Origin of the sequence: Flavobacterium cupriresistens (genome assembly GCF_020911925.1) — a bacterium.
Taxonomy (GTDB): Bacteria; Bacteroidota; Bacteroidia; order Flavobacteriales; family Flavobacteriaceae; genus Flavobacterium; species Flavobacterium cupriresistens.
Genome location: NZ_CP087134.1, coordinates 4,786,064 through 4,812,395, shown reverse-complemented (window position 1 = coordinate 4,812,395; position 26,332 = coordinate 4,786,064). Strand labels below are relative to the sequence as shown.

Sequence of the window (26,332 nt, the reverse complement as noted above, 5' to 3'; positions counted from 1 at the left end):
TAGTTAAATAGGACTTTGGCAAGTGTTCGTGCTGTCTTTATAGATTTTCTATTTTGTACTATTGTCATCCTGAGCGAAGTCGAAGGCTAGTTGGGTAAAAAAGGGCTTCGACTTCGCTCAGCCTGACATTATGGTGGGGCTTTGCACCTTATAGTAGGAAAAAATATTTCCGGAGGGCTGTTTATTTGGTTTTTAGAATTGAAGTAATCAAATGATTACTTAAGTTATCTTCCATTTCAAAAAGGTTTTCCTCTTCTGCAAAATTGCTTTCGGAGTAGGAGAATAATTTCCAGCGTTTTTTATGGTATTCTAAAGCCGTTAAATTTTCGACCCAGTCCCCGGAATTCAGGTATAAAGTAGAGCCGTGTTTGTTTTCTTTTTCAATTATTTTAGGTTCGTGAATATGCCCGCAGATGACATAATCGTATTTTTTTTCGATGGCCAAATCGGTGGCTGTTGTTTCGAAATCCGAAATAAATTTTACTGCTTTTTTGACACTGGCTTTTATTTTTTTAGAAAAAGAATAAGGTTCTTTTCCGAGTTTAGATAAAAACCAATTGACAAAACGGTTCATGAGAATGAGATAATCATATCCTAAACCACCTAGTTTTGCGATCCATTTAGAGTGTTGTACGGAAGCATCAAAAACGTCTCCATGGAAAATCCAGGCCTTTTTACCGTCAAGTTCTAAAATTAATTTATCGACCAAGGCAAAATTCCCCATGTTCATGTCGCTGAATTTTCTGAGAATTTCATCGTGGTTTCCGGTAATGTAATACACCTTAGTACCTTTAGAAGCCATTCCGATTATTCTTTGGATAACCCTTAAATGATTTTTTGGAAAATAAGATTTTCTAAATTGCCAGGCGTCTATAATGTCACCATTTAAGACTAATATTTTGGGCTTTATGCTTGATAAATAGTTGTTTAGTTCTTTGGCGTGGCTACCGTATGTTCCTAAGTGGACATCTGAAATAATGACCAATTCAACATTTCTTTTTTTCAATTTTTCTTGATTTGAAGTTTTACAAATGAAGCAAACTCAAACCGATTTTGTTTTATGGAAAGGTTATCAATTCGACCTCAATTTTAACAAATTGTGATTTTTAAACAACTTAGTCTTTATTTAATATTACCAATTTTAAATTTTTTAATTTAATTCTTAAAACTTACATTTGCTCAAAACTAATTACAATGGCAGGAAATAGCTACGGCACCTTATATAAAGTTACCACTTTTGGGGAATCCCATGGTGAAGCTTTAGGTGGAATTATCGACGGTTGCCCATCTGGAATAGAACTTGATCTGGAAGCAATTGAAGTTGAAATGTCCCGCAGAAAACCAGGACAGTCCGCAATCGTAACACAAAGAAAAGAACCGGATAGCGTTCAGTTTTTATCCGGAATATTTGAAGGTAAAACAACCGGTACTCCGATTGGTTTTATTATTCCGAACACCAACCAAAAATCAGACGATTACTCTCATATAAAAGACAACTACAGACCGAGCCATGCTGATTACGTATACGATCAGAAGTATGGTTTTCGCGATTATCGCGGAGGAGGAAGAAGTTCAGCTCGTGAGACAGCTAGCAGGGTAGTAGCCGGAGCAATTGCAAAACAAATGTTGCCGGAAATTAAAATTAATGCTTACGTTTCTTCTGTAGGGCCAATTCACTTAGATACTCCTTATCAGGAATTGGATTTTTCGAAAACAGAAAGCAATCCCGTACGTTGTCCTGATGAAAAAGCAGCGGCAATTATGGAAGAATACATTCGTGATATTCGCAAGCAAGGAGATACCGTAGGAGGTATTGTTTCCTGCGTAATTCAGAATGTACCAGTTGGTCTGGGAGAACCTGTTTTTGATAAACTACATGCAGAATTAGGAAAAGCAATGCTTTCTATCAATGCAGTAAAAGGTTTTGAATACGGAAGTGGTTTTTCAGGATCAGAAATGAAAGGTAGTGCGCATAACGATTTATACAATCCCGACGGAACTACCCAGACAAATCGTTCAGGTGGTATTCAAGGTGGAATCAGTAACGGAATGGATATTTACTTCAGAGTAGCTTTCAAACCTGTTGCGACTATCATGCAGACTCAGGACTCATTAGATAATAAAGGAAACATTACACCAATGACCGGAAAAGGACGTCATGATCCGTGTGTAGTACCTCGCGCAGTGCCAATTGTGGAAGCAATGGCGGCGATTGTTTTGGCTGATTTTTATTTAATCAACAAAACATATTAATAAATTGTAAGGCAGTGAGGGCCTTATGTTTTAATTATAAACAAAAAATAAATTAATGCAAAGTACAGAAACCAAAAAAAAATCATTTCTTTCAGGATTAACAGGGCAGATTTTAATTGCAATGATTCTTGGAGCAGTTTTAGGGATTATTTTACACAATTATATTTCGCCTGAGGCCGCGAAATCATTTAGTGTGAAAATAAATATGCTTGCAACCATTTTTATCCGTTTGGTGCAAATGATTATTTCTCCTTTAGTTTTTACAACACTTGTGGTTGGAATTGCTAAATTGGGTGATATAAAGGCAGTTGGAAGAATTGGAGGAAAAGCTTTAGGCTGGTTTTTTACAGCTTCTTTTATTTCTCTGTTAATTGGATTGTTTTATGTGAATCTTTTAGAGCCTGGATTGGGTTTGAATTTGGGACATGTTGATTTAGCAACTGCTCACGAAGTAACAGATAAAACGCAATCGATTACTTTTGAGAATTTTATCGTACATATCGTTCCTAAAAGTGTTGTGGAAGCAATGGCAACCAATGAAATTTTACAGATTGTAATCTTTTCTATTTTCTTCGGTTTGGCTGCTGCATCATTAGGAGATACGGTAAAGCCGGTTGTAAACGCTTTGGATAAGATTTCTCATATTGTTTTAAAAATGGTTAACTATGTAATGAACTTTGCACCAATAGGAGTTTTTGGAGCTATTGCAGGAGTTTTTGCTGTGAAAGATTTTCAGGAATTAGCCGTTTTCTATTTTAAATTCTTCGGATCATTTCTAATTGGAATCAGCACCTTATGGGTTGTATTGATTGTTGTGGGTTATATTTTCTTAAAAGGAAGAATGAACGAGTTGTTAAAACGTATTATTGGCCCGCTAGTAATCGCTTTTGGAACAACTAGTAGTGAAGCAGTTTTTCCTAAATTAACAGAAGAATTAGAGAATTTTGGAGTAAAAGATAAAGTAGTATCGTTTATGTTGCCACTTGGTTATTCATTCAACCTTGACGGAAGTATGATGTATATGACATTTGCGAGTATTTTTATCGCACAAGCTTATGGTATACCTTTAGATTTAGGGACTCAGATGGTAATGCTTTTGGTTTTAATGTTAACCAGTAAAGGTATTGCAGGTGTTCCAAGAGCAAGTTTGGTTGTTGTGGCAGCTACTTGTGGAATGTTTGATATTCCTGCTGCAGGGATCGCTTTAATATTGCCAATTGATCACTTCTGTGATATGTTTAGAAGTGCGACTAATGTTTTAGGGAATGCTTTGGCAACATCAGTGGTTGGAAAATGGGAAAATGATAAAGAAGCTGAAACTCCGTTAGAGAATTAAAAAATAAACGAAAATAGTTATAATTTAAAAAGCCGTAATAATCACTTATTACGGCTTTTTTGTATGTTTTAGTTTTCTCCGGTTTTCTTTGAAGTTGGTATATCGTAAAGTAAACCTTAGAAGAACTTATTATGCAGCAACTTTTCCTTTTCTGCCTTCTTCGGGATCTGGGACATCTCCGCCTAGAATTGTTTTTTGTTCTGCTTTACTTAGTTTTTCAATCTCGCTCAATTTTAAAAAATTTTCTATCATGTTTTTTTGGTTTTAAATGCCCCAATCTTATAAAAACACTTGGGGCTTGTGTTTATAAGGTTTGTTAAAGATAAAATTATTTTTCATTAATTATCTTAAATTACTGATTATTTTTTAATGAAATGTGTTTTTGTTAGGTTAAATATCGTAAAGCCTTGGTTTTGTTCGTGTGACCTTTATTTGTTTTTGATTTTACAAAGATGGAAAAAAAAGAGGCCTTAAACTGAAAAAGACTAGTGTGGATAGTTTAAAAAGTGGAAGAAATAAGATCATTCCGGATCAAATTAATGTTGTAAAAATCAAGATATTATTTTCTGTTTTAATAATGTATATTTGAATAAATATTTTCAAATTATGTTTCGATTTCGAATCTTTTTATCATGTTTTTTGGTATTTAATTTTTTTTCATTCAATGCATTGGGACAAAGTGATTTGTCATCAGTTCAGATCGATAAACTTATACTGGAAGCACTGTCTGATTTAAGAGAATCTAATTTTGAAAAATCATTAATTCATTCAAGAGTTGCGCTGGATCATTCCACGAAAACCAAAAACGATTATTTTATTGCCCGTTCTTATAATATTATAGCGGCCAATTACAATGAATTGGGAGAACTCGATAAAGCGATTTTCTTTTATAAAAAAAGCCTGTTATATGCGTACAAAGCTAAAAATGATAGCTTTAAGAATATGTTGTATAATAACCTGGGTAATATCTATTGTTTTGAAAAGAAAGAATATAGCCGTGGTGTTGAATTTTACAAAAAATCAATTGAACTAAGTTTAAAAATTAAGGATTCAACGCAGATTTATTTTACTTATGTGAATATTGCGTGGTCATATTTTGATGTGGGTCAGTTTAAGAATGGATATCCTTATTTGCAGTTTATCAATGCGAATCAGAAGAAGTTTCAGTTTGATGATACCATTGTTATTACAAATATGTTAAACGGAATGTACTGCAGTCATCAGGGAGACATTCAAAAAGCAGATGACTATTTTAATAATGCGATACGGTTAGGAAGAAATTATATAGAAAAAACAGATTTGTCAAATGCACATCTGGAATACTCGAAATTTTTGAGTGCAAACGGCAGGTATAAAGAAGCCTATGTTAATTTAGATGCATACAATAAAATAACAGAACAGATTTACAATGATGAAAAGATTAAAAGCGCTTCTATAGCAGGTTTTAACTTGGAATTAGACGAGTATAAGAGGCAAATAGATAAAATTGAGATTGAAAAAGATTCCCAATATCAAAGTCTAAAAAAATCAAGAATTATTGTGGTTTTGTTTGTGATGACTTCCTTTGTTCTTTTGTTGTTAATCATTACACTGGTTAAAAATATCAGATTTAAAAAGAAACACAATTTAGAGCTCTTAGAAGCAAAAGAAATAGCCGAGGAGGCCTCGCTACTTAAGACGCAATTTATTTCGACTATAAGCCACGAATTGCGTACTCCGCTCTATGGTGTTGTGGGGATAACCAATATGTTACTTGAGGAACATAAAGAATTGTCAAATAGTCAGCATTTGAGTTCATTAAAATTTTCTGCCAGATATCTGTTGTCATTGGTAAATGATATTCTTCAGATTAATAAAATTGAAGAAAATAAAGTGGTATTGGAAAGTTTAACATTCAATATCTCTGATGAAATTGCGATGATCAAAAATTCGCTTTCTTTTTTATCACAAAAGAACAACAATAAAATTTCTACAATTATTGATGATGCTATTCCGGAATATTTGATTGGTGATAAATTAAGGCTGGCACAAATCCTGATGAATCTGGTGAGTAACGCATTGAAGTTTACCAAAGAAGGGGAGGTTGAAATTATAATCAATCTGGTAAAAGTAGAAGGGAAGATGCACTTCTTAGAATTCCGAATAAAGGATAACGGAGTAGGAATTGCAGCAATAGATCAGACGAAAATTTTCGAAAAGTTTGTTCAGGTCGGAAGAAAGGATGAAGATTATCAAGGCACTGGACTTGGTTTGAGTATTGTGAAAAGACTGTTAGGGCTCTTTAATACTACGATCGATTTGAAAAGCAAGATAGGCGAAGGGACCTTATTTACCTTTACAATCCCTTTTGAATACGATCCCGAGAAAACGAAACGTATTATAGATGAAATCCAGGTTGACCTGACCTCTAATGAAGTTTTTAAAATTTTAGTTGTCGAGGATAATGCGATAAATCAACTTGTCACAAAGAAAATTATTGAGAAGAATAATTACATCTGTAAAGTAGTTGATGATGGTTTTGGGGCTCTTCAAATACTGGACAACGAATATTTTGACCTTATTTTGATGGATATTAACATGCCGTTAATGAACGGTTTTGAAACCACGAAAAGAATTCGTCAGTTGGGGATCAAAACACCTATTGTGGCGCTGACTGCTTTTGATAAAGACGAAATAACAGACGAAGCAATTTCTTCGGGAATGAATGATATTATTATTAAGCCGTTTGAACCCGTTAAATTGTTCAAAATAATCAATTACTTAGTAAGTGAAACAAAAAGCGTTGGTTGTTAATACCAACGCTTTTTATTTTGTTTAGAAGCATTTGACTTTCTTGATTTATGAGCACCACCGCTTCGGTTTGAATTTTTAGGTTTCTCTGCCGTTGCGTCCGGAGTTCCTGAATGCCAAGGGTAAGGATGATCGGTAACAATGTTTACATCTACTTTTATCAGTTTTTTGATGTCTTTCCAATAAGGCTCTTCATCTTTACTGCAAAAAGAGATGGCAATACCGCCGTTTCCTGCACGTCCTGTACGCCCAATTCGGTGTACGTAGGTTTCCGGAATGTTTGGTAAATCAAAGTTAATTACGAATGGTAATTGATCAATGTCAATTCCTCTTGCGGCAATATCAGTAGCAACAAGAACACCTACTTCTTTGTTTTTAAAAGCATCCAAAACACGTTGTCTGGCATTCTGCGATTTATCTCCATGAATGGCTTCTGCAGGGATTTCTTTTTTGCGTAATGCTTTTACGACATTATCAGCACCGTGTTTGGTTCTTGAAAAAACCAATACGTTTGATAAATTTTCGTTTTTTATTAAATGATAAAGTAAATTTCTTTTCTCTGTTTTCTCCACAAAATAAATACGTTGTTCTACATTTTCAGCAGTAGATGAAACTGGTGAAACTTCAACCTTTGCAGGATCTTGTAAAAACATTTCGGCCAATTCGCGAATGGCAATCGGCATCGTGGCAGAAAACAATAAGGTTTGACGGTTTTTAGGCGTAAGTTTTACGATCTTTTTTACATCGTTAATAAAACCCATATCCAACATCTGATCCGCTTCATCCAAAACCAAAGTGTGCAAATGGTCTAAGTCAAGAAAACCTTGTTTTTGTAAATCCAATAATCTTCCCGGAGTAGCAACCAATATATCGATTCCTTTTTTTAAGGCATCCACTTGTGGATTTTGTGAAACTCCACCAAAAATCGTTAATTGTGTCAGATTGGTATATTTTGCATAAGTGTCAAAACTTTGTCCAATCTGAACCGCAAGTTCACGTGTAGGAGTAACTATAAGTGCACGGATTTGTTTGGCTTTTTTAGAAGAACCAACAATTCGGTGTAACTGATGTATGATAGGAATAGCAAATGCAGCTGTTTTTCCGGTACCGGTTTGGGCACAACCAATCAAATCTCTTCCGGCCAAAACAATCGGAATAGATTGTTCCTGGATAGGAGTAGGATTTAGGTAGCCTTCTTCAAATACGGCTTTTTGTATACTTTTTGAAAGTGATAAATCTTCGAATAACATATCTTAGGTATTAAGATTTTAGTTTTAAGTACTAAAATTCTGTGCAAAGATAGCTTTATTCAGTCAATCGTTTATTTGAATCGGGTTTTATTTGGTAAATGGTTTAATTTTCAGCTGCTCGGGTCTTTTTAAATTAAATATTCTCGTTGTTGGCTTTGATGAAATCGGTGATCAGGTACCCGATTAATTTTCCAATTAAATGATTGTTTGGAGATTGATCTAAGTCCGGTGCTCCTTCGCATATATGCAAATAAGTAGCGTTTTTATGTTCTCCGAAAAAGGAAATAAACTGACGCAATTCTTCTATCGAAAATCCGCTGATAGTCATAGCGCTGCTGGCAATGTTAGGGATGGCGTCGAGATCAATTTCAATTCCAAAAGGATCCGATTTGACAAAATCCAAAGCGTAAATCATCTCTTTGTAGAACTCTTTTTCTTTTCGGATGTTAACACTGTCATAGGTGTTATAACGCACACGGTCTTCTATCTTTTTGATAATATCCAAGACACTTTTGGAAGTGTAATTCTCGTGTAATCCAAAAATAAAATACTTTTTCAGGAAACCTTCTTCATAAGCATAAGAGAATCCGTTTCCGCTGTGACGCCCTTCCAGGATTCTAAAATCTGAGTGCGCATCAAAATTAATCGCGTTTACCGGTTTTCCTTTGGCTAGAGCAGAACCCTTTATATTTCCGTAGGCATTATTGTGGCCTCCGCCAATGATAATAGGGATTTTTCCGGCTTTAACAATATTAAAGATGATGTGAGAAACTTCTTTGTCAATTTTTTCTACCAACTGGCTTAATTTCGAACGATCGTCAATATCATTAAAATCCAGATGTTCTACGTCACGCATTTCCTCCGTAACATTGATTTGGCCCAAAACAATAATCTGACTGCCTTTTGCGAAACGATTGTGCTGAATGTTGGCGATGCTTTTTATCGCACTTTCCCAAGCCGATGCTGCACCGGGTCTGCCATAATTAGCACGGATGCCGATATCTTCGGGGATTCCCAGAAGGACATACTTAGCCTCGCTCTCTTTTAGGAAATTAATTTTATCAGCTCCCTTAGGAATGATAATCATTTTTTCTCCAAATTTGATTTCGCCACTTCTATGATTGGTGACTTTAGCTAAATCGTTTATTGTAAATGGTATTAATTTCTCCATAAAAAAAAATATTGTTCAAAAATAATATAATTGTATTAACTTACGTTATTACGATATATTAATTCTTAAATTTGTTTTTAAAGAAAATTATTAAATATGGAAAACCCAAAGAACAACAACTCAAGTCTAAAGGCGGTAATCGCAGTTTTAGCAGTCCTACTGATAGGTAGCTTAGTGTATATTTTTAAATTATCTTCTGATACAGAGGTGGTTAAAACGGAGCTTACAAGCACTTTAACAGAGAAAGAATCTGTTATGAAAGATTTACAGGAATTGAAAGCAACCTATGATGCTGCAATTGCAGAAAATACTTCAATGTCTGATGAATTAATTCAGGAAAGAGATAAAGTAGTAGCTTTGATGGATGATTTAAATAAATCTAAAGGGGATGTATCTAAATACAGAAATCAAGTACAGGGGATGCAGACTAAAATGAAGACTTTAGTTGCTGAAAACGACGAATTGAAAAAACAAAATGGTGTTTTGACAGTTCAGAGAGACAGTACTATTGTAGTTTTAGGTGAATCAAAAAAATTCAATGAAGTATTAGTTGGTCAGAACGAAGAACTGTCTAAAACAGTTGAAAAAGGTTCTAAATTATCAGTTCTGAATACAAAAACGGCAGCTTACAAATTGAGAAGCTCAGGTAAACAAATTGAAACTGATAAAGCAAGTCGTGCAGATGTTTTGAAAGTAAGTTTTACTATTGCTGAGAATCAAATTGCTAAATCTGGAGATAAAACGTATTATGTACAGGTTATTGACAGTAAAAACAATGTTTTAGGAGATAAAAAAACAGAAAGTTTTGGTGATAAATCATTGACTTACAGTTTTAAAACAACAGTTCAATACGAAAACAAATCGGTAAATGTTGTTGAAGATTTGCCAGGTAAGAATTTTGAAAAAGGAACTTACTTTATCAATGTTTTTGATAATGACGAATTGGTTTCTAAAACAAGTTTTAGCTTGAGATAAGACAATTCAGTTTATTGAATAAAAAAAAGGTCTGTGAAATTTCACAGACCTTTTTTTATGGATAAGATTTTTTTAAACTAAAATTTTACCATCCAAAAATACACTTTCGATCAAATTGCTTCCAAAAGCATAAGGAATCTGGTAGTAAGATGAAATAGGTTTTGTGAGGATTAAATTGGCTTTCTTGCCTTTTGTGATACTTCCGTGGCTTTCTGAAAGTCCCATCGCATAAGCACCGTTTATTGTAGCAGCATTGATGGCTTCTTCAGGAGTCATTTTCATTTTGATGCAGGCTGTGGCTACAACAAAATTCATGTTTCCGGATGGAGTAGAGCCCGGGTTGAAGTCGGTAGCTAAAGCTAACGGTAAACCTGCTTTTATCATTTCACGTGCCGGCGTGTAGGGGATGCTAAGGAAATAAGAACACGATGGCAAAGCTACAGGCATTGTTTCGGTGTCTTTTAAAGCTTCAATGTCTTCCGGGTTCATAATTTCAAGATGATCAACTGAAAGGGCTTTAAATTTGATTCCGGCCTGAATTCCGCCTATCGAATTAAATTGATTCACATGGATCTTCGGAATTAAACCATGTTGTATTCCTGCTTCCATGATTTTTTCGGTTTCTTCAACAGAAAAATATCCCGTTTCGCAAAAAACATCGACATAATCGGCCAGTTTGTTTTGTGCAATTTGGGGTAGCATCTTTGTTATGATCTCCTCAATGTAGCCCGCTTTGTTTTCTTTGTAATGTAATGGAAATGCATGAGCACCTAAAAAAGTCGATTTTATCGTGATAGGATAATTTTCTGCCAGTTTTTTAATAACGCGAAGCGTTTTTAATTCGCCTTCAATAGTTAGCCCGTAACCCGATTTGATTTCTATGGCTCCGGTTCCCAAATGCATTACTTCTTCTAAGCGAACTTTAGATTGATTGTAGATCTCGTCTTCAGAAGTTTCGTTGAGTTTTTTAGCTGAATTTAAAATTCCGCCACCACGATTTGCGATTTCTTCGTAAGAAAACCCATTGATACGATCTACGAACTCTTGTTCGCGGTTACCTGCATATACAATATGGGTGTGACTGTCGCACCAGGAAGGTAAAACGATGCGTCCCGTTGCGTCAATAATTTTGTCAGCTTTGATTTTAGGAAGTAATTCCATTTCTCCAAAATCGGTGATTAAACCGTATTCTAAAATCAAAAAGGCATTTTTGATTGTGGGAAGTACGGCCATCTCCGCTCCGGATACTTTAGTAATTGAAGTTTCACGAACCTGAAGCAGCTCTTTTATGTTGGTAATTAATGTTATCATCTGTTTTTATTCAGTAACGGTTATTTCGAACATTTTGTTCCAATTTTTACCCGTTACAAAAATAGTTTTTGTTGCAGGGTTGTAGGCAATACCGTTTAAAACATCATCTGTTTTAACGTTCACTAATTTACGAAGACCAGACATGTTCAGGATTCCTTCAACTGCACCAGTTGCGGGGTCTACAACAGCAATAGCATCTTTTAGGAAGATATTTGCATATAATTTCCCATTGATTAATTCCAATTCATTAATAGCTTTGATTTTTGAAGTCCCGGAGTATACATTAATATAGTCGATCATTTTTTGAGTAGTAGGATCCATCTTCCAGATTTTCTCCGTTCCATCCGATTGATAAATGTATTTTCCGTCATTTGTCATTCCCCAGCCTTCAATTTCTTTGTCGAATTCAAAAGTTTTCTCCAGTTTTAAAGTTTTAGCATCATAAATGAAACCGGTTTTTTCCTGCCAGGTCAATTGAAACAATTTCCCGTTAATGAAAGTAATTCCTTCTCCAAAATACTCACTAGGAAGAGTAATTTGTTTGATTACTTTTCCGGTTTTATAATCCAGCGCTCTAAAATAAGAGTCTCCTTTTTGTCCGGTGCTTTCGTATAAAGTACCATCATGAAACTCTAGGCCTTCAGTAAAGGCAGCAGTATCGTGCGGATAGGTGTTTATGATTTTATAGTTTAGTGCTTTTGGTTCAACATTAGAAACTATTTCAATTCTTTTAGTAGCATCTGAAGAATCTCCGCCAAAATAAATGGTAGCTTTTAAGTATTGGTACCCTAATTTTTGATCTTTTAATTCAAATTTGAATTTTTCAGCACTTTTAGTGTTGCCCACTTTTTTGTCGTTTACAAAGTAAACAATGCTATCGATTTTTTTTAAATTTGGGTTTAAAATAGCAATCGAAACCGCTTCTTTTGAGGTAAAATGGGCTGGAAAAGCAGCATCATCAATAGTAAATAAAGAATTTTCATCTTTTTTTATGCCGTTACATCCAATTAATGTGATTCCTAATAAAATGACAGCTAGGAAGTTATGTTTTTTCATAGTTTAAAATTTGAATAAGCCAATATACGACGATAATTTTATAGCAACAAAGCTCTTGCAAAAATATAAAAAGATTGTATATTTGCACCGGCAAGTCCTACACGACCAGCTCCTGCAGACTCCCCCAGGATGGGAACATAGCAAGGGTACGTGGTTGAGCGGTGCGATGTAGGTCGCTTGCCATTTTTTATTTTATCGCATTTCTTTTTTTAGAATTAATACAAAAGTAGTCTTCCTTATGGAGGATTTTTTTATTTTTGGACCTTAAGGAAATGTGATAAGTGAAATGTGCTCACAAGATGCAGAAGTATTAATGAATATCATTTGACTTAGAAAGCCTACAATATTTTACGATTAACATATTACAATTAAGATTTTACATCTCGCAGTTAACATTTCACAACCAACATCTCACATTTTACAAATAAACATTTCACAAAAAAAGCAATGAGTAAAGTCGTTTTAATTACCGGAGGATCATCAGGAATTGGAAAATCTATTGGTGAATTTTTACACCACAAAGGTTTTATAGTGTACGGTACAAGCCGAAATCCTGAAAAAGTAGTAAATTCTGTTTTTCCACTTGTAGCTTTAGATGTTCGGGATGTGATGTCGATAAAGAATGCGGTAAGCAGTATTATTGCAACAACCGGCCGTTTGGATGTGGTGATTAATAATGCAGGAGTTGGAATTACGGGACCTTTAGAAGAAATTCCGATGGAAGAAATTAAGAACAATTTCGAAACTAATTTTTTTGGACCCATTGAGGTCATGAAAACTGTTTTACCCCAAATGAGGGAACAGAAGTCAGGTTTGATAATTAATATTACTTCGATTGCCGGTTATATGGGTTTGCCTTACAGAAGCGTTTATTCGGCCTCAAAAGGGGCGTTGGAGCTTATCACGGAGGCCTTGCGTATGGAAGTGAAATCGTTTGGTATCAACATCACGAATGTGGCACCGGGTGATTTTGCCACTAATATTGCTGCCGGTCGTTATCATGCACCTGTAATTAAGGGATCAGCATATGAAAAAGTCTATGGTGAAACGCTTTCAACGATGAATGAACATGTTGATGCAGGAAGTAATCCTAACGAAATGGCGGAAGCTATTTACAAAATCATACTGACCAAAAAGCCTAATGTTCACTACAAAGTGGGGGTTTTTATGCAGAAATTTTCAATTGTACTAAAACGAATTCTTCCTGATACGGTTTATGAGAAGATGTTGATGAATCATTATAAGTTGTAGGGATGTAAAAATCTCGTGAATTAAAGCTGACAGGGTTTTAAAACCTGTCAGCTTTGGTTTTTTAAGGTATTTAATTCTTGCAGGTGCCTTAGTTTTTGGATTTAATATTTTAAGTATCAGCCTGGTATTCTTTTGATCTTCATAGATAGTAATCTTGTTGTTTTTGCCTTCGAAGACTTTTAGTATACTTTAAGGAGTGGGGGCTTATTTTATTATAAGATAAGAAAGCCCAAGTAGATCTATTTGGGCTTTCTTGTTTTTATTTCTGTGGGTGCGAAGTCAGGAGACATTACGCAACATCCCGATTTTAATAACATTTGTTTCTTAAAGAAGACTTCGCAGAGCAGAGTTAAAGGGTGCAAATTGCGCCCTTATTTTATCACTACTTTTTATTTACAGATTTATTCCACCAATATATCTGTAAAACGAGGTCTCAATTAAATTTATTTTTTTCTATTTATAACTAAATATTAAAAACGATCCGAAGGTTATTTTTTAATTGACTAGGATAATACTATAAATCATTGATTATCTATAAATGTATTTTAGAATAATTGTGCATCAACGTATCATATGCATTGTCACTTTGTCTCCATTTTTGTTAGAACATCAAAGCTTCGAAACAATACTCACTACCGATAATGATTTAAATTCACCTTTTTGTTTTCCACTCCCTAAGAACACCTTCAAAAAAGTCTCTAATTTCTTTCTTATCACCATCAACACTAACTTTAAAAGTATTTCCATTAGTTTTAGTTACAAGAATGTACGGAGTATAACCTGCTCCTGCATTAAATACAGTATCTATTCTCTTTATTTCTTTGTAATAGGCATAATTTATCTCGTTTTTTTTTGAATTTCTCCTGTCTATCCAATATGTAGCAATTCTTCGGTCAGTATAAAAATTACCTGCTACATCTTTTTTATACTCACTGTAAAATTTATAGACATTCTCGCCGTCTGTTAAAAGATTTAAATTTTTAATATATTCTATATCTTTTTTATCAAGAGTTTGATTAGTTTCGATTTTGTTGCAAGAAATCAATAAAAATATCGTAAAAACGACAATCAAATATTTTTTCATAATTTTAAAATTAAATTAATTTTTATTTTCAATCTGCCAGTTTCCATTTATTTGCATTTCGTTATTTCCTCCTACTACATCATGATACAAAAAACCAGCCGTATTACTAATATTATTATAAGCTTCTGACCTACCCTTTTGACCACTTAAGTCAAAGGTATCTTTAAGTTGAAAATCTACAACAATAGTTCCGTCTGACTTCACTGTAGCGCTATAGCTCATAGAAGCATGCCTTGTAACCCATGTTAATTGGTTACTCCCAACTGCCCACGTTTCTCCATGAAATACGGGATTATTATTATTTAATGCACCCCAATCTTCATTACTACTACTCCATCTTTTACCTCCAAATTCAACAACACCCTTTCCTTTCATAATAAATTGTAGCTTTTTAAATCTTGGATCTGTTTTTAATGCTTTAATAATATCGTTCTGAAACTTTATCATACCTTCATCTTCTTTAATCTTATTCAATAGTGGTCCACCTAAATTCACTTGTTTTGCTTGAAGTTGAGATTGTAAGCCAAGTTCAAAAATGTTATTTGCTCGATTACCTATACCTATTTGATTCGCAAGAGATCTTCTTAAGCCATGTCCCCAACCAGAACCTGTATAGCCGACATTTGTACCTGTGAACCAACTATATGCGTTACTAACTTGCTTTTTTGTATAAACTACTATCTCACGTAATTTTGTCGTATCGGCGCCTGTTAAATCACTGTATAAAATAGGATTATTCATGACAAAAGAATATGGCGTTATATTATTTGACTTATCAGCTAAAGGATCAATCCCATTAAATCTAGCTATTGCTGGATCATATGTTCTAAACTTAGTGGGATGTAATAGGTTTAGTTCTAGATCTTTAGATTCTTCTATCCCATTGAACTTATATTTATTATCTATCCCATTTATGATACCGTTGTACCCTTTTTGGGTCAATCCAAAAGCATAATAATTATTCTCCTGAACAATTTCGGCAGTATTTACAGCGCCGTTGTTGTCTTTGTCCTGATGCTTAATTAGCCTATTTAAAATTATTTATAAATTTTGCCATTACAATCGAAATTAAAGTTTAAAATACTATCTTTTTTGTGGATACTAAAAATAAGTTCTCCTTTTCTTTTGATAATAGTGTCACCTATTTCTATGTATTCTTTATATTTAACCCACCATCTATCACTTCTAGAGGAATTGCAATTACACTCATTTTTTGTAATTGGATGAATTCCTTTATAATTGAATCTACTATCTGTATTGCTTGGTATTTTGTGGACAATTAAAAGACATTCATCTCTCTTTAAATCTTCTGCTGAAGCATCACAATCATAAGTAGGGCCGCATGAAAACAAACACATACACAGGATAATAATTTTATATTTCATAATTATAATTTCAAATAGTCTTTTTGTTTTGGTGACTCTATAATTTACCCCAATACCGGGTTTTATATTATAGTTCAGGCTATGTGTTATGTCTCTTGGTGAAGGTGTATATGTTGATTACTCCCTTTGCCAAATATAACACTTTACGAATGTGAAAGTCCCTAGTTTTTAAAAGTAGTTTTATGCAGAAATTTTAAATTGTATTAAAACGAATTCTTCCCGATACGGTTTATGAGAAGATGTTGATGAATCATTATAAGTTGTAGGGATGTAAAAATCTCGTGAATTAAAGCTGACAGGTTTTAAAAACCTGTCAGCTTTGGTTTTTAGAGTATTTAATTCTTGCTTAAAATTAGATTTAATGGAAGATAAACTGGAATATAAAAAACTACAGAGTAATAAACTAAACTATATTTTTAATCCCAGCCACCATTTAAGTGTTTGTAATTTATCCTCTTCTATTGTTGATAGTTTCTGATTTTCGATTGCTATGATTGTTCTTTTTAAAGTCTCATTACCATAATTTTCTCTAAGCCAAAACGGGAGTTCTTCAACACTTTTATTCCAGTTCTCAAGAACTCTGTGCAGTATTGATTCTGTACTCATTTTAGTTTTTGGATTTAATGTTTTAAGTATCAACCCAGCATTCTTTTGATCTTCGTAAATGGTAGTTCTGTTGTTTTTGCCTTCAAAGACTTTTAGTATTCCCTCAATGATTATCTCATCGTTTGTATCTGATATGACTTTGATTAGTTGTCTAACTCTTAAATTACCAATTTGATGTAGGATATCAACGGAAATATAAATTTCGTTTTCAATATCTTCAGGAGTTTTCGGTTTGTGCATTTATTTGTTTTGGTGGCTAGATATTCAGTTACTATTTATTCACTTTGAAAATCATACGATCATTGGGCTCCCAGATATAATCTTCTGAACAAATGTATCCCCTTAGCCAAAGTGTGCCATTGGTGTTTTTTATATAAAAACCTTTTGGAAAATCGTCCTCTTCACTTAATGGTTTTGAGAAAAAAGTGATTGATCCGGGTGGGGTTTTGTTGGATTTTTTTTCGTCAGATTCTAATTGATCCTTGAATTTTAGTCTAACATAAATGGCTATTTCTAAGGGGCAATGCGATAAGTTGAGTGCTTTTAGGTGTTTTTTTATGTCTTCAAAATTCCCTCCGTTTTTAAGACCGATCTCAGACATTGATAATTCTATTAAATTGACTTCAGAACTCAAAAGTGATGGCTGGAATAAGTCACTATTAAATAACGTATGGGCATATTCATTAAGTCCGATTTGGGCTTCTTTTAATTTTTGAAGTAATTGCGCTTTGTTTAGCCCTTCATTTTGAATAAGAGAGATGTCTTTTTTTTCAGTTCTGTCCATATGCTGTTTCTTCCGGAAGTAGTTTTTAGTTGTAAAGATAGAATTATTAAGATTAGTTGTATTCTGTTGTCTTGTGAAGTCTTTACAAAGCTGCTTTTATTTTGAATTAAAAATTTAAACCTTTACTTTTACCAAGCAATTATCAGAATTATCAAACGTTGTCTTCTGATGGGTATAATCTGCAATTTTATGTTGTAGTTTTTTGATATTTTGTATGAAGGAAGATTCTGTTGCAAGTAGGATCAGATTGGCTGATTCGATTTCTATAAGTTGCCAATTGAGGATTTCCGGAATATATTTTTTAATGGGACTATCCCGCATAACGAACACAATTAAATTTAAATAAATATGAAATTTTTTATCGATACAGCTAATTTAGCTCAGATTAAAGAAGCACAAGCTTTAGGAGTTTTAGATGGTGTAACTACAAATCCGTCATTGATGGCGAAAGAAGGTATTACCGGAAAAAACAATATTTTGAAACATTACGTTGACATCTGTAACCTTGTTGAAGGGGATGTAAGTGCTGAAGTAAATGCACTTGATTTTGACGGAATGGTTAAAGAAGGTGAGGAGTTGGCTGAATTACACGATCAGATCGTGGTAAAATTGCCAATGACAAAAGAAGGTGTTATGGCTGCTAAATATTTCTCTGATAAAGGAATTAAAACAAATGTTACTTTAGTGTTTTCTGCTGGTCAGGCTTTATTGGCTGCAAAAGCGGGAGCAACTTATGTATCTCCGTTTATTGGTCGTTTAGATGATGTTTCTACAGATGGTTTGAATCTTATTGAAGAGATTAGAGAAATCTATGATAACTACGGGTATGAGACTCAGATTTTAGCGGCTTCGGTACGTCACACAATGCATATTGTAAACTGTGCTAAAATCGGTGCAGACGTTATGACAGGACCACTTTCTGCAATTTACGGTTTATTAAAACACCCATTAACTGACATTGGATTGGCACAGTTTGTTGCTGATTTTGAGAAAGGTAATAAATAGTTTTTTACTAAATAATAGTTATAAATCGCTGTTTTTCATTAGAAAGACAGCGATTTTTTTTATATTTAGCTACCTTAAAATATCTATTTATGAAAAAATTAATGGCAGTTTTAGTGTTTTTAATAGCAAGTTCGCAAATAAATGCGCAGGCTAAAGTATTGACAAGTGTAAACGATGCGGGTGATGTAGCAACGTTTGAACTGGATTGTTCTGAAAAGTTTCAGATGCTGGCAAAAGGGTTGCGCTACAACATTACACGCCACGAATTTAAAGGCCCGGAAATGAAAAACTCCTATCGCCTGATGTTGGTGATGGATGGCTTTTATTCGAAAACATTAAATAAAGAAATGACTATTTCTGCAGTATTAAGTGATGGAACTGTAATGCAGGCAAAAAAAGTGATCGAAGATGATGGTTTTTTTGATGGTGCTTGCACGCTTAAGATAAAAGATCCTAAAGGGCTTTTAGCGCTTGATATTGTCAAAGTTATTGTTCATGCGGACAAAGATGTGGTTTATACTTTGTCGGATAAAAGCAAGGCAGTTTTTAAAAAGAATCTGAGTAATATTATAGCAGCGAAATAATGTAGCTGTTTCATAAAAAAGCCCCGTTTTACATTTTGTAAAACGGGGCTTTTTTATGTGATTTTCAGAAGATTTTAATGACCTCCTCCTTCACTTGCCACATGACTAACACCTTGTCTTTTTAGTATTTTAGGGCAATAGAAACCATAAAATGCTAAGTAAGCAAAACCAAGTAGTGGTACGATATAAGAGAAGTGTGTGTATGTAATTCCGAATATTCCATTTGGATTTGTTAAGTCTAAATCACAGATGCTTCCTTGTATCAATGGAATTACCCCACCACCCAAAATCATCATGATTAAGAAAGAAGATGCTTTTCCTGTGTTTTTTCCTAAACCTGCAATCGCTAAATCGAAAATAGACGGCCACATGATAGATAAGAACAATCCACCCGAAATAAAGAAAAATTTAGCAATATCAGTATCCGGACAAACTAATCCGGCAAACATCATTGCGATACCTGACAGTCCAAAAAGCATTAATGTTTTACCTGCGTTTTTGCCACCTACAAAACTTACGGCGATGAATAGTAAAATCCAAAGAGGGTAGATATAGAAAGAAGAAACATCATGTGCAGCAAATACATTCGCTCCGATAATTACGCCAAAAGCCAAAGCCGGAACGATAAATTTAAGAGCGGTGTTTATAAGATTTGAGGTGTTGAAAACATTAACTCCACCATTCCAACGACCAATCATTAAACTTCCCCAATAAAGTGCGATAAAAGGAGAAATGGCATCTTCCAGAATGTTACCAAATTCATGGGTGTGTAAAAGTGCCGGAAGATTACTAATGATCGTAACTTCAGTTCCAACGTAAATAAAGATACCCAACATTCCTAAATACAATTGAGGGTAGTCTAAAATGCTGAATGAAGCATGTTTATGTTCAATTTTAGCTTCTTCTTCATTTGCTTTTGCAGGATCTTCGATTTTAGAAAAATACATGAAAATAGCAACTATAATAAAAGCAAGTCCCAATATGATAAAAGGTAGTTTGATGTCTTCTAGAGAAAGGTTTGTTTTTTTGTTATCTCCCATTCCAAAAAGAGCAATTCCTAATAGAATCGCGCCAATAGTGGTTCCGAAAGAGTTTACACCTCCAGCCAGAGTCAAACGGTGTGCTCCGGTTGTCGGGCTTCCCATTTTAATAGCCAATGGGTTTGCTACAATTTGTTGAATAGAAAATCCTAAACCTACCGTAAACAAAGCAGTCAAGAAGAAAGGGAAACTTTCCATTGTAGCCGCCGGAACGAATAAAAAAGAACCCACTGCTGAAAGAATTAATCCTGCAGAAAGTGTTTTTTTATAGCCTAATTTTTGTAAAACGTCTGATTTTAAAGAGATTAAAAAGAAAATCATCGACCCTACAAAATAGGCAGCATAAAATGCCCAAGCCACTAATTGTGATTGAACTTGTGATAAGGTAAATACTTTTTTGAATACTGGGATGAGGATGTCATTTGCTGATCCGACAAAACCCCAAAAAAAGAAGACGATTATCAGAGAGATAAATTGCCCCCATTTGGTTTGTACATTTTCTGAACTCATAATAGTAGTAAAGGTTAATTTTTTTTATTTATGTTTTTTGAAGACCGTAAATATATTTGTTAAGTAAATCAAAAAAAAATAAAATGACACAAATAATGTTAAATTTAAACCAACAACACTATTTTTTCAACAAAGTGTTAATTTTTATGTTTTTGAAAAATGACCTTTCTAAGACTGATTTTACTCTAAAATCTTGTTTTTAACCTCTTTACTGTAGTTTCGGCCAATTGGAATTGTATAAGATTGGATCTGAATGCGATTGCCTTCAATAGATTTTACTTTGTTTAAAGCAATAACGTATGATTTATGGATGCGTAGAAAGCGATCCGAAGGTAATTCCTCAGATAAAGAAGTCAAAGATTTATGTGTGATATAGGTTTTGTCGGGAGTGACTACCTTGATGTATTCTTTCATGCCTTCAACAAACAGAATTTCCTCAATATTAATTTTCATCATTTTTTTATCGACTTTAATAAAAATATGAGAGTCCCCTTTGGTGGTTTCTACTTTAATATTGTTTTTTAAATTGTATTCGGTTGTGATTTTGTTAATGCATTTTATGAACCGGGGTAATGGAATTGGTTTTACTAAATAATCTAATACATCAAGATCATAACTTTCGGCAGCAAATTCTCTAAAGGCAGTTGTAATAATGACCTTGGTTTTATTTTCAAGCAGGCTGATTAATTCAAAACCGGTCATCATTGGCATGTTGATATCCAAAAAGATAGCGTCAACAGAAGTACTGTTTATAAAATCCAGTGCTTCTAAAGAGTTAGTGAATGTACCGATAACTTCAAAGTCTGTAAAATTAGCGAAATAATTTTGCAGCACTTTGATTGCTAATGGTTCATCATCAATCAACACGCATTTAATTTTCATTATGAATAGGTATTTGCAAACGGATTATATAGTAATTCAGTTTAGTTGCATGTGTTAGACTAAAATCGTTTTTATAAATTAATTTTAATCTCTTTTTGGTATTAGTTAATCCAATTCCACCTTTTGAATTTAGATTTTGTGAAATTACAAAATTATTTAAGATTTCAAAATCTAACTTTTTGCCATCAATAACTTTGCAGTTGATCTTTATTTTTAAGTTGCGATTGTTTAAACCACCATGTTTAAAGGCGTTTTCTACCAACGAAATAAATATTAACGGCGGAACTATAATATCTTCTATGTTAGATTCCAGATTTATGGTGACTTCTACATTCTCAAAACGTAGCTTTTCGATTTCAATATAATTTTGAATATAGTCTATTTCCTTTATTAGTGGAACAGATTTGGTTCCTTTTACATCATACAATACATATTCCATCAAATGAGACAATTTGATAATCACATCCGGAACTTTGTCGGAGGATTCTAAGGATAAGGCGTATAAATTATTTAAGGTGTTAAAGAAAAAGTGAGGCTGGATCTGGTTTTCAAGGTATTTTAACTTGATTTTGAATTGATTTTCTCTTAACGATCGGTTTCTTTCCCGCTCTCGCAACCAGGTCAAAGTAAGATAGACAGAAGAGGCCATGGCCACGACATACAATTCGCCAATACAAACTGCCAGAATGTGATTGATGTCAAAAGGATGGTACTCGCGGTTGGCTTCCGGCCAGATATTTTCAGATATAATATAATAGGTAAGGGCGGTTTTTATTAAATAAATTCCGAGGAGACTCACTATTAAGGATAAGGTGAATTGAATGTATTTCTGTTTTAATACCAATTTTGGCACTAAAACAAACAGATTAAAATAAACCAGTGGAATGTGTAAGGAGAACTCAATAAGATTCGATTTGAATGAATAAGGATAATCATTGAAATAAGCACCCCATCTTAAAAAATTAAGAGTAAAATAGCTTCCCCAAAACCAAACGTGATTTTGAAGTTTAATATCGAATTTTAATTTTCGGATTTCGTTCAACTTTATTTTTAAAAGGTTAATGGTATTTATCCTTTTGAATAAATATTCTGCAACTTTAAACAATTAGTTGTTAAAACACAATTCTTTTAAATAAAATTTTCAAAAAAAAGAAAAGTAGCGCTTTGTTTTTGATGAAGAACGTTTTCGTAAAACAAAATGTGTAATATTTTTTAATGTTTGTTTTTGAGTGAAAGTATAGGAGTGAGGTATTAAAAGTAAAATGATATTAGTGAAATGTTAAGAGTGAGATTTTAAAAGTAAAATGTAAAAAATCAAGAATCAACAATAAAATCTTTTTCATGTAAACTAAATCATTTTACAACTGTCATCCTGAACGAGGTCGAAGGGGCATCCTGAGCGAAGTCGAAGGCTTATGAAACTAATAAGGAGTATAAGCTTCTTTAATATATAATCTAAGAGAATGGAATATTTTGTACGAGAGGTTTTGGGAGAAAAATTGAATACGTATTTCTTAATACCGAAGGTATAATGATCTGAGAGTTGGTAATGGATTCTTTTGATGTTACATTAATATAGGTATAATGGATTGAAAGAAGGTATATAGTTTTAAAAGTTGCAACTACAGGATTATTTAGCAATTAAAATTCTTGTGAATGAGTTGCACAATTGTTTAGATAAATTTATGATAGCTATGGTTGTCTTGTTTTATTGAATTTGAGTTGAATTCAATGTAAGATACTTATTATGAGTGTGTTGAATCGTTTTATTGGGTTTTGTTTGAAATATTATTATGTGTAATAAATAAGCTAAATAATTAGGTATTATATAATTTTATCTTAAAATTGATATACTATAGTGATAGGAAAACGTTTTCGAGAAGCACATTATTGAATGTTTAATGTCGTTTGTTTAAAATTTTGTACCGTTTGTATAATTTATTTTTTTTAACAATACGTTAAGAATAAATTTACATCATAACTAACAAAATAAATAAACATGAAAAAAATTTTCTTAATCTTTATGATGGCTTTTACCGCGCAAGTTTCCCTTGCTCAGGTAAAAAGTGTCAAAGGTGTGATTACAGATTCTGACGGATTGCCGTTACCAGGGGCATCTGTTACTGTACAAGGAAGTCAGAAAGGTGCTACGACTGATTTTGATGGCTTGTATGCAATTGAAGTACAAAAAGGGCAAACATTACTTTTTACATATGTAGGTTTGGAAACACAAGCAATAGTTGTAGGCGATGCTTCTACAGTTAATGTAAAAATGCAACAGGCAGCATCAAATGCTCTTACTGAAGTTGTTGTAACTTCATTAGGTATTAAGAAAAGTAAAAAATCTTTGACATATTCGGCTCAGGAATTAAAAGGTGAGGAATTAGTTCGTGTAAAAGATGCAAACGTTATTAATACAATTGCTGGTAAAATTGCCGGTGTTGTCGTAACTAAAAGTGCAAATGGAGTTGGTGGTTCGACTAAAGTATTAATTAGAGGTAACTCTTCTATTACAAATGGTCAACCTCTTTATGTTGTTGATGGTGTTCCTTTATTTAATGAAGGTTCAGGACAACCTAACGATTCTTTTGGTAATGATCAGACAGGGAATAGAGATGGAGGTGATGTTGTTTCTCTTTTGAACCCTGATGATTATGAAAATTTAACAGTGCTTAAAGGGGCGGCATCTGCAGCTTTGTATGGTAGTCAAGGAGCTAATGGTGTTATTATGCTAACATCAAAAAAAGCTAAAGCAGGAAAGACTACAATAACAGGTTCATCAGTTTCTACTTTTGATACTGCAGCATATCTACCTAAGTTTCAAACGGAATATGTAGCTCTTCCTAAAGGTAATGATACTTGGGGGGCAAAAGGATCTTCTCCTGATCATGTAAAAGATTTTTTTCAGACAGGTAGCACTCAGATTACTTCATTTGGCTTATCTACTGGAACGGAAACTTCTACGACAAGTTTTTCTTATGCAAATACTACGGCTGAGGGAGTTATTGATGGCAATTCTTTAAGTAAAAACAATTTCGGGGTTAGACAAACTCAGAGTTTTTTTAACAACAAATTAACCCTTTTTGCTAATGCAAATTATGTTTCTCAAAAAATTGATAATAAACCGGTAAATGGGCTCTATTTTAATCCGCTTACAGGGCTTTACTTAATGCCAAGAGGAAATGATTTCAATTATTATAAGCAAAATTACGAAGTATTTGATCCAGTTAGGAATATGATGGTTCAAAATTGGACAAACAATCAGGTTACAGATGTTAATCAAAATCCTTATTGGTTAATTAACAGAAATAAATCAGTAGATGAGAATAGATTTTTCACTGGTAAAGTGGGATTGGATTATAAATTTTCAAATTGGTTAAACGTTGCGGCAAGATATAGTTATGATCGCCTTGAAAATGGTTTTGATAAAAAAATATATGCTACCTCTGCTGCTGCATTATCTCATGAAAATGGAAGATATTATGTTGCAAATAATGTTAGTACTCAAACTTATGGTGATTTAATTGCTACAATTAAAACAGAGATTAATCCTGATTTTAATTTCAATGCTATTGTAGGAGCCAGTTTTTCTAAAAAAGTGACGGGAGTTGGTACTATTTTAGATTCAGGTAGAGGTTCAGGACCGGGGAATGGTCTCGTTTACGCAAACTGGTTTACACTAGGGAATTTTGGTAATAATGGTTTGAATGTTCAGACTTATGCATCAAATAAAGAAACGCAATCTGTTTTTGCAACTGCGAGTTTAGGTTATAAAAATTATTTGTTCTTAGACGTTACAGGAAGAAATGATTGGTCATCTGCATTGGTAAACACCGATAACTCTTCTTTCTTTTATCCATCAGTAGGTTTGACAGGTATTTTAAGCGAGATGATAGAAATGCCAAGTTGGATTAATTTTGGTAAAGTACGTGGAGCATATGCTCAGGTAGGTAATGACTTTGCAGCTTTTACAACTAATCCGAGCACAGGAATAATAGGTGGTATTATTCAACCACCAACTGTTGCCCCTGCTCCAGGAACTTCATTAAAACCGGAGCAGAAATCAGAGTTTGAGTTTGGTACAGAATGGAGAATGTTTGATAACAGACTTGGTTTTGAGATTTCATATTACAATTCGTCAACTAAGAATCAATATATTTTAGTAGCTGCACCATCTTCTGATCCAAATGGATATACACAATATGGTATTAATGGAGGTACAATTGAAAATAAAGGTATCGAGATTATTTTAAGTGCTGCAATTCTTAGAGGAGATAAATTTACTTGGGATGCTGCGGTAAATTTTTCCCAAAACAAAAACAAAGTTAAAGACTTAGGTGGTGCAGGAACTAATGGAAGGCTAATTATTACTCCTCCGGGATCTAATGGATATCAATACTCGTTAATTGAAGGTCAGCCATTTGGAGTCATTGAAGCAAATAATATTCAAAAAGATGCCCAAGGTAGAACATTGTTAGATGTAAATGGTAAAACTATTTTGAAAACCGGATTTCAAAATGTCGGAAATGCGAATCCTGATTACTTGCTAGGCTTCTCTAATAGTTTTAAGTATGGATCTTTCTTTGCTAACATTTTAATTGACGCAAGAGTTGGTGGAGATGTATTGAGTATGACTCAAGCGATTAATGACGCTTCTGGTGTATCTCAAGCTTCTGCTGATGCAAGAAATGCTGGTGGAGTAGCAATTAATGGTGTTACAACTACGGGAACTGCTGTGCCAACAATGGGAGCTAAAGAGTATTACCAACAAGTTGGTGGTAGAGCTGGTATTTTAGGTGAATATGTTTATGATGCGACTAACGTTAATGTTAGAGAGGTATCTATAGGGTATACCTTTAAGCCTAAAAATATACCATTCTTGCAATCTGCAAGCTTGTCATTAATAGCTAGAAATTTATTCTTTATCTATAAAGATGCACCTTTCGATCCAAACGTAGTTTTAAGTACAGGTCAAGGTTTACAGGGTGTTGACATTTATGGAATGCCATCTACAAGAAGCATCGGTCTTAATTTAAATGTAACTTTCTAATACTACAAT

Annotated in this window: 23 protein-coding genes, 1 other RNA gene and 1 pseudogene; 10 read left to right on the top strand and 15 right to left on the bottom strand. The window is 33.7% G+C overall.

Annotated elements, in window-relative coordinates:
• Nucleotides 1-181: 181 nt before the first annotated feature.
• On the bottom strand, nt 182-1,006 hold the full coding sequence (locus LNP23_RS19195; protein WP_047773365.1) for a UDP-2,3-diacylglucosamine diphosphatase: 825 nt from the start codon (nt 1,004-1,006) through the stop codon (nt 182-184).
• 188 nt (nt 1,007-1,194) lie between these two features.
• Between LNP23_RS19195 and aroC the strand changes: the two genes are divergently transcribed.
• Nucleotides 1,195-2,253 (top strand): chorismate synthase, encoded by a 1,059-nt coding sequence (gene aroC, locus LNP23_RS19190; RefSeq protein WP_230002452.1) that lies wholly within the window; start codon nt 1,195-1,197, stop codon nt 2,251-2,253.
• A gap of 55 nt (nt 2,254-2,308) precedes the next feature.
• Nucleotides 2,309-3,589, top strand: a complete 1,281-nt coding sequence (locus tag LNP23_RS19185; RefSeq protein ID WP_047773362.1) for a dicarboxylate/amino acid:cation symporter — start codon at nt 2,309-2,311, stop codon at nt 3,587-3,589.
• Between the two features lie 129 nt (nt 3,590-3,718).
• Here LNP23_RS19185 and LNP23_RS22855 read toward each other — a convergent pair whose 3' ends face one another.
• Nucleotides 3,719-3,841 (bottom strand): hypothetical protein, encoded by a 123-nt coding sequence (locus LNP23_RS22855; RefSeq protein ID WP_255663336.1) that lies wholly within the window; start codon nt 3,839-3,841, stop codon nt 3,719-3,721.
• 387 nt (nt 3,842-4,228) lie between these two features.
• On the opposite strand from LNP23_RS22855, the gene LNP23_RS19180 reads away from it, so the two are divergent.
• A complete protein-coding gene (locus tag LNP23_RS19180) occupies nt 4,229-6,382 on the top strand; it encodes a response regulator (protein ID WP_230002451.1) in 2,154 nt (717 codons plus the stop codon).
• On the opposite strand, the gene LNP23_RS19175 is transcribed toward LNP23_RS19180, so the two are convergent.
• Both LNP23_RS19175 and LNP23_RS19170 read right to left on the bottom strand, forming a co-directional pair.
• The gene (locus tag LNP23_RS19175) at nt 6,379-7,629 is read right to left on the bottom strand and encodes a DEAD/DEAH box helicase (RefSeq protein ID WP_047773358.1); all 1,251 of its coding nucleotides are present in this window, start codon (nt 7,627-7,629) and stop codon (nt 6,379-6,381) included. The genes LNP23_RS19180 and LNP23_RS19175 overlap by 4 nt on opposite strands.
• Before the next feature lie 133 nt (nt 7,630-7,762).
• On the bottom strand, nt 7,763-8,800 hold the full coding sequence (locus LNP23_RS19170; protein WP_047773355.1) for a formimidoylglutamase: 1,038 nt from the start codon (nt 8,798-8,800) through the stop codon (nt 7,763-7,765).
• A 96-nt stretch (nt 8,801-8,896) separates the two neighbouring features.
• Between LNP23_RS19170 and LNP23_RS19165 the strand changes: the two genes are divergently transcribed.
• Entirely contained in the window at nt 8,897-9,775 is an 879-nt protein-coding gene (locus tag LNP23_RS19165; protein WP_230002450.1) for a hypothetical protein, read from the top strand.
• Nucleotides 9,776-9,847: 72 nt separating this feature from the next.
• On the opposite strand, the gene hutI is transcribed toward LNP23_RS19165, so the two are convergent.
• Both hutI and LNP23_RS19155 read right to left on the bottom strand, forming a co-directional pair.
• Complete coding sequence (gene hutI / locus LNP23_RS19160; protein ID WP_230002449.1) at nt 9,848-11,086, bottom strand: imidazolonepropionase; 1,239 nt, start codon at nt 11,084-11,086, stop codon at nt 9,848-9,850.
• A 6-nt stretch (nt 11,087-11,092) separates the two neighbouring features.
• Nucleotides 11,093-12,142: a glutaminyl-peptide cyclotransferase gene (locus LNP23_RS19155; RefSeq protein ID WP_230002448.1), complete on the bottom strand. Its 1,050-nt coding sequence runs from the start codon at nt 12,140-12,142 to the stop codon at nt 11,093-11,095.
• Nucleotides 12,143-12,230: 88 nt separating this feature from the next.
• Between LNP23_RS19155 and ffs the strand changes: the two genes are divergently transcribed.
• Both ffs and LNP23_RS19145 read left to right on the top strand, forming a co-directional pair.
• Nucleotides 12,231-12,328: signal recognition particle sRNA small type (gene ffs, locus LNP23_RS19150), an RNA gene on the top strand.
• Nucleotides 12,329-12,589: 261 nt separating this feature from the next.
• Nucleotides 12,590-13,393: an SDR family oxidoreductase gene (locus LNP23_RS19145; RefSeq protein ID WP_230002447.1), complete on the top strand. Its 804-nt coding sequence runs from the start codon at nt 12,590-12,592 to the stop codon at nt 13,391-13,393.
• Nucleotides 13,394-14,045: 652 nt separating this feature from the next.
• Here the strand turns inward: LNP23_RS19145 and LNP23_RS19140 are convergent.
• The 3 genes from LNP23_RS19140 to LNP23_RS19130 form a co-directional block, all read right to left on the bottom strand.
• Nucleotides 14,046-14,477 carry a hypothetical protein gene (locus LNP23_RS19140; protein ID WP_230002446.1) on the bottom strand — a complete coding sequence of 144 codons (432 nt, stop codon included), beginning with the start codon at nt 14,475-14,477 and terminating at the stop codon, nt 14,046-14,048.
• A 15-nt stretch (nt 14,478-14,492) separates the two neighbouring features.
• On the bottom strand, nt 14,493-15,452 hold the full coding sequence (locus LNP23_RS19135) for an RHS repeat domain-containing protein (RefSeq protein WP_255663879.1): 960 nt from the start codon (nt 15,450-15,452) through the stop codon (nt 14,493-14,495).
• A 62-nt stretch (nt 15,453-15,514) separates the two neighbouring features.
• Entirely contained in the window at nt 15,515-15,862 is a 348-nt protein-coding gene (locus LNP23_RS19130) for a hypothetical protein (protein WP_230002444.1), read from the bottom strand.
• A gap of 176 nt (nt 15,863-16,038) precedes the next feature.
• Here LNP23_RS19130 and LNP23_RS19125 point away from each other — a divergent pair.
• Nucleotides 16,039-16,128 (top strand): annotated as a pseudogene (locus tag LNP23_RS19125) (short-chain dehydrogenase/reductase); the annotation flags it as partial.
• A 142-nt stretch (nt 16,129-16,270) separates the two neighbouring features.
• Here the strand turns inward: LNP23_RS19125 and LNP23_RS19120 are convergent.
• The 3 genes from LNP23_RS19120 to LNP23_RS19110 all read right to left on the bottom strand — a co-directional run bounded on the left by LNP23_RS19120 (nt 16,271) and on the right by LNP23_RS19110 (nt 17,573).
• Nucleotides 16,271-16,708 carry a hypothetical protein gene (locus LNP23_RS19120; RefSeq protein ID WP_230002443.1) on the bottom strand — a complete coding sequence of 146 codons (438 nt, stop codon included), beginning with the start codon at nt 16,706-16,708 and terminating at the stop codon, nt 16,271-16,273.
• 31 nt (nt 16,709-16,739) lie between these two features.
• Complete coding sequence (locus LNP23_RS19115; RefSeq protein WP_230002442.1) at nt 16,740-17,252, bottom strand: hypothetical protein; 513 nt, start codon at nt 17,250-17,252, stop codon at nt 16,740-16,742.
• A gap of 114 nt (nt 17,253-17,366) precedes the next feature.
• Nucleotides 17,367-17,573: a hypothetical protein gene (locus tag LNP23_RS19110; protein ID WP_230002441.1), complete on the bottom strand. Its 207-nt coding sequence runs from the start codon at nt 17,571-17,573 to the stop codon at nt 17,367-17,369.
• A 27-nt stretch (nt 17,574-17,600) separates the two neighbouring features.
• Between LNP23_RS19110 and fsa the strand changes: the two genes are divergently transcribed.
• Both fsa and LNP23_RS19100 read left to right on the top strand, forming a co-directional pair.
• Nucleotides 17,601-18,257 carry a fructose-6-phosphate aldolase gene (fsa, locus tag LNP23_RS19105; RefSeq protein ID WP_047773337.1) on the top strand — a complete coding sequence of 219 codons (657 nt, stop codon included), beginning with the start codon at nt 17,601-17,603 and terminating at the stop codon, nt 18,255-18,257.
• An 89-nt stretch (nt 18,258-18,346) separates the two neighbouring features.
• Nucleotides 18,347-18,841 (top strand): hypothetical protein, encoded by a 495-nt coding sequence (locus LNP23_RS19100; protein WP_047773335.1) that lies wholly within the window; start codon nt 18,347-18,349, stop codon nt 18,839-18,841.
• A 74-nt stretch (nt 18,842-18,915) separates the two neighbouring features.
• Here LNP23_RS19100 and LNP23_RS19095 read toward each other — a convergent pair whose 3' ends face one another.
• The 3 genes from LNP23_RS19095 to LNP23_RS19085 all read right to left on the bottom strand — a co-directional run bounded on the left by LNP23_RS19095 (nt 18,916) and on the right by LNP23_RS19085 (nt 22,315).
• On the bottom strand, nt 18,916-20,391 hold the full coding sequence (locus LNP23_RS19095) for an MFS transporter (RefSeq protein WP_230002440.1): 1,476 nt from the start codon (nt 20,389-20,391) through the stop codon (nt 18,916-18,918).
• Between the two features lie 180 nt (nt 20,392-20,571).
• Nucleotides 20,572-21,273 (bottom strand): LytR/AlgR family response regulator transcription factor, encoded by a 702-nt coding sequence (locus tag LNP23_RS19090; RefSeq protein WP_047773330.1) that lies wholly within the window; start codon nt 21,271-21,273, stop codon nt 20,572-20,574.
• The gene (locus tag LNP23_RS19085; protein WP_230002439.1) at nt 21,263-22,315 is read right to left on the bottom strand and encodes a sensor histidine kinase; all 1,053 of its coding nucleotides are present in this window, start codon (nt 22,313-22,315) and stop codon (nt 21,263-21,265) included. Before LNP23_RS19085 ends, LNP23_RS19090 begins: the two co-directional genes overlap by 11 nt.
• 957 nt (nt 22,316-23,272) lie before the next feature.
• Between LNP23_RS19085 and LNP23_RS19080 the strand changes: the two genes are divergently transcribed.
• Nucleotides 23,273-26,323 (top strand): SusC/RagA family TonB-linked outer membrane protein, encoded by a 3,051-nt coding sequence (locus tag LNP23_RS19080; RefSeq protein WP_230002438.1) that lies wholly within the window; start codon nt 23,273-23,275, stop codon nt 26,321-26,323.
• The last annotated feature ends 9 nt before the right edge of the window (nt 26,324-26,332 follow it).

What these genes read in the sequence shown, in the direction of transcription:
- aroC (WP_230002452.1), top strand. Translation starts at nt 1,195, where the DNA reads ATGGCAGGAAATAGCTACGGCACCTTATATAAAGTTACCACTTTTGGG.
- LNP23_RS19185 (WP_047773362.1), top strand. Translation starts at nt 2,309, where the DNA reads ATGCAAAGTACAGAAACCAAAAAAAAATCATTTCTTTCAGGATTAACA.
- LNP23_RS22855 (WP_255663336.1), bottom strand. Translation starts at nt 3,841, where the DNA reads ATGATAGAAAATTTTTTAAAATTGAGCGAGATTGAAAAACTAAGTAAA.
- LNP23_RS19175 (WP_047773358.1), bottom strand. Translation starts at nt 7,629, where the DNA reads ATGTTATTCGAAGATTTATCACTTTCAAAAAGTATACAAAAAGCCGTA.
- LNP23_RS19170 (WP_047773355.1), bottom strand. Translation starts at nt 8,800, where the DNA reads ATGGAGAAATTAATACCATTTACAATAAACGATTTAGCTAAAGTCACC.
- LNP23_RS19165 (WP_230002450.1), top strand. Translation starts at nt 8,897, where the DNA reads ATGGAAAACCCAAAGAACAACAACTCAAGTCTAAAGGCGGTAATCGCA.
- hutI (WP_230002449.1), bottom strand. Translation starts at nt 11,086, where the DNA reads ATGATAACATTAATTACCAACATAAAAGAGCTGCTTCAGGTTCGTGAA.
- LNP23_RS19155 (WP_230002448.1), bottom strand. Translation starts at nt 12,142, where the DNA reads ATGAAAAAACATAACTTCCTAGCTGTCATTTTATTAGGAATCACATTA.
- LNP23_RS19145 (WP_230002447.1), top strand. Translation starts at nt 12,590, where the DNA reads ATGAGTAAAGTCGTTTTAATTACCGGAGGATCATCAGGAATTGGAAAA.
- LNP23_RS19140 (WP_230002446.1), bottom strand. Translation starts at nt 14,477, where the DNA reads ATGAAAAAATATTTGATTGTCGTTTTTACGATATTTTTATTGATTTCT.
- LNP23_RS19130 (WP_230002444.1), bottom strand. Translation starts at nt 15,862, where the DNA reads ATGAAATATAAAATTATTATCCTGTGTATGTGTTTGTTTTCATGCGGC.
- LNP23_RS19120 (WP_230002443.1), bottom strand. Translation starts at nt 16,708, where the DNA reads ATGCACAAACCGAAAACTCCTGAAGATATTGAAAACGAAATTTATATT.
- LNP23_RS19115 (WP_230002442.1), bottom strand. Translation starts at nt 17,252, where the DNA reads ATGGACAGAACTGAAAAAAAAGACATCTCTCTTATTCAAAATGAAGGG.
- LNP23_RS19110 (WP_230002441.1), bottom strand. Translation starts at nt 17,573, where the DNA reads ATGCGGGATAGTCCCATTAAAAAATATATTCCGGAAATCCTCAATTGG.
- fsa (WP_047773337.1), top strand. Translation starts at nt 17,601, where the DNA reads ATGAAATTTTTTATCGATACAGCTAATTTAGCTCAGATTAAAGAAGCA.
- LNP23_RS19100 (WP_047773335.1), top strand. Translation starts at nt 18,347, where the DNA reads ATGAAAAAATTAATGGCAGTTTTAGTGTTTTTAATAGCAAGTTCGCAA.
- LNP23_RS19095 (WP_230002440.1), bottom strand. Translation starts at nt 20,391, where the DNA reads ATGAGTTCAGAAAATGTACAAACCAAATGGGGGCAATTTATCTCTCTG.
- LNP23_RS19090 (WP_047773330.1), bottom strand. Translation starts at nt 21,273, where the DNA reads ATGAAAATTAAATGCGTGTTGATTGATGATGAACCATTAGCAATCAAA.
- LNP23_RS19080 (WP_230002438.1), top strand. Translation starts at nt 23,273, where the DNA reads ATGAAAAAAATTTTCTTAATCTTTATGATGGCTTTTACCGCGCAAGTT.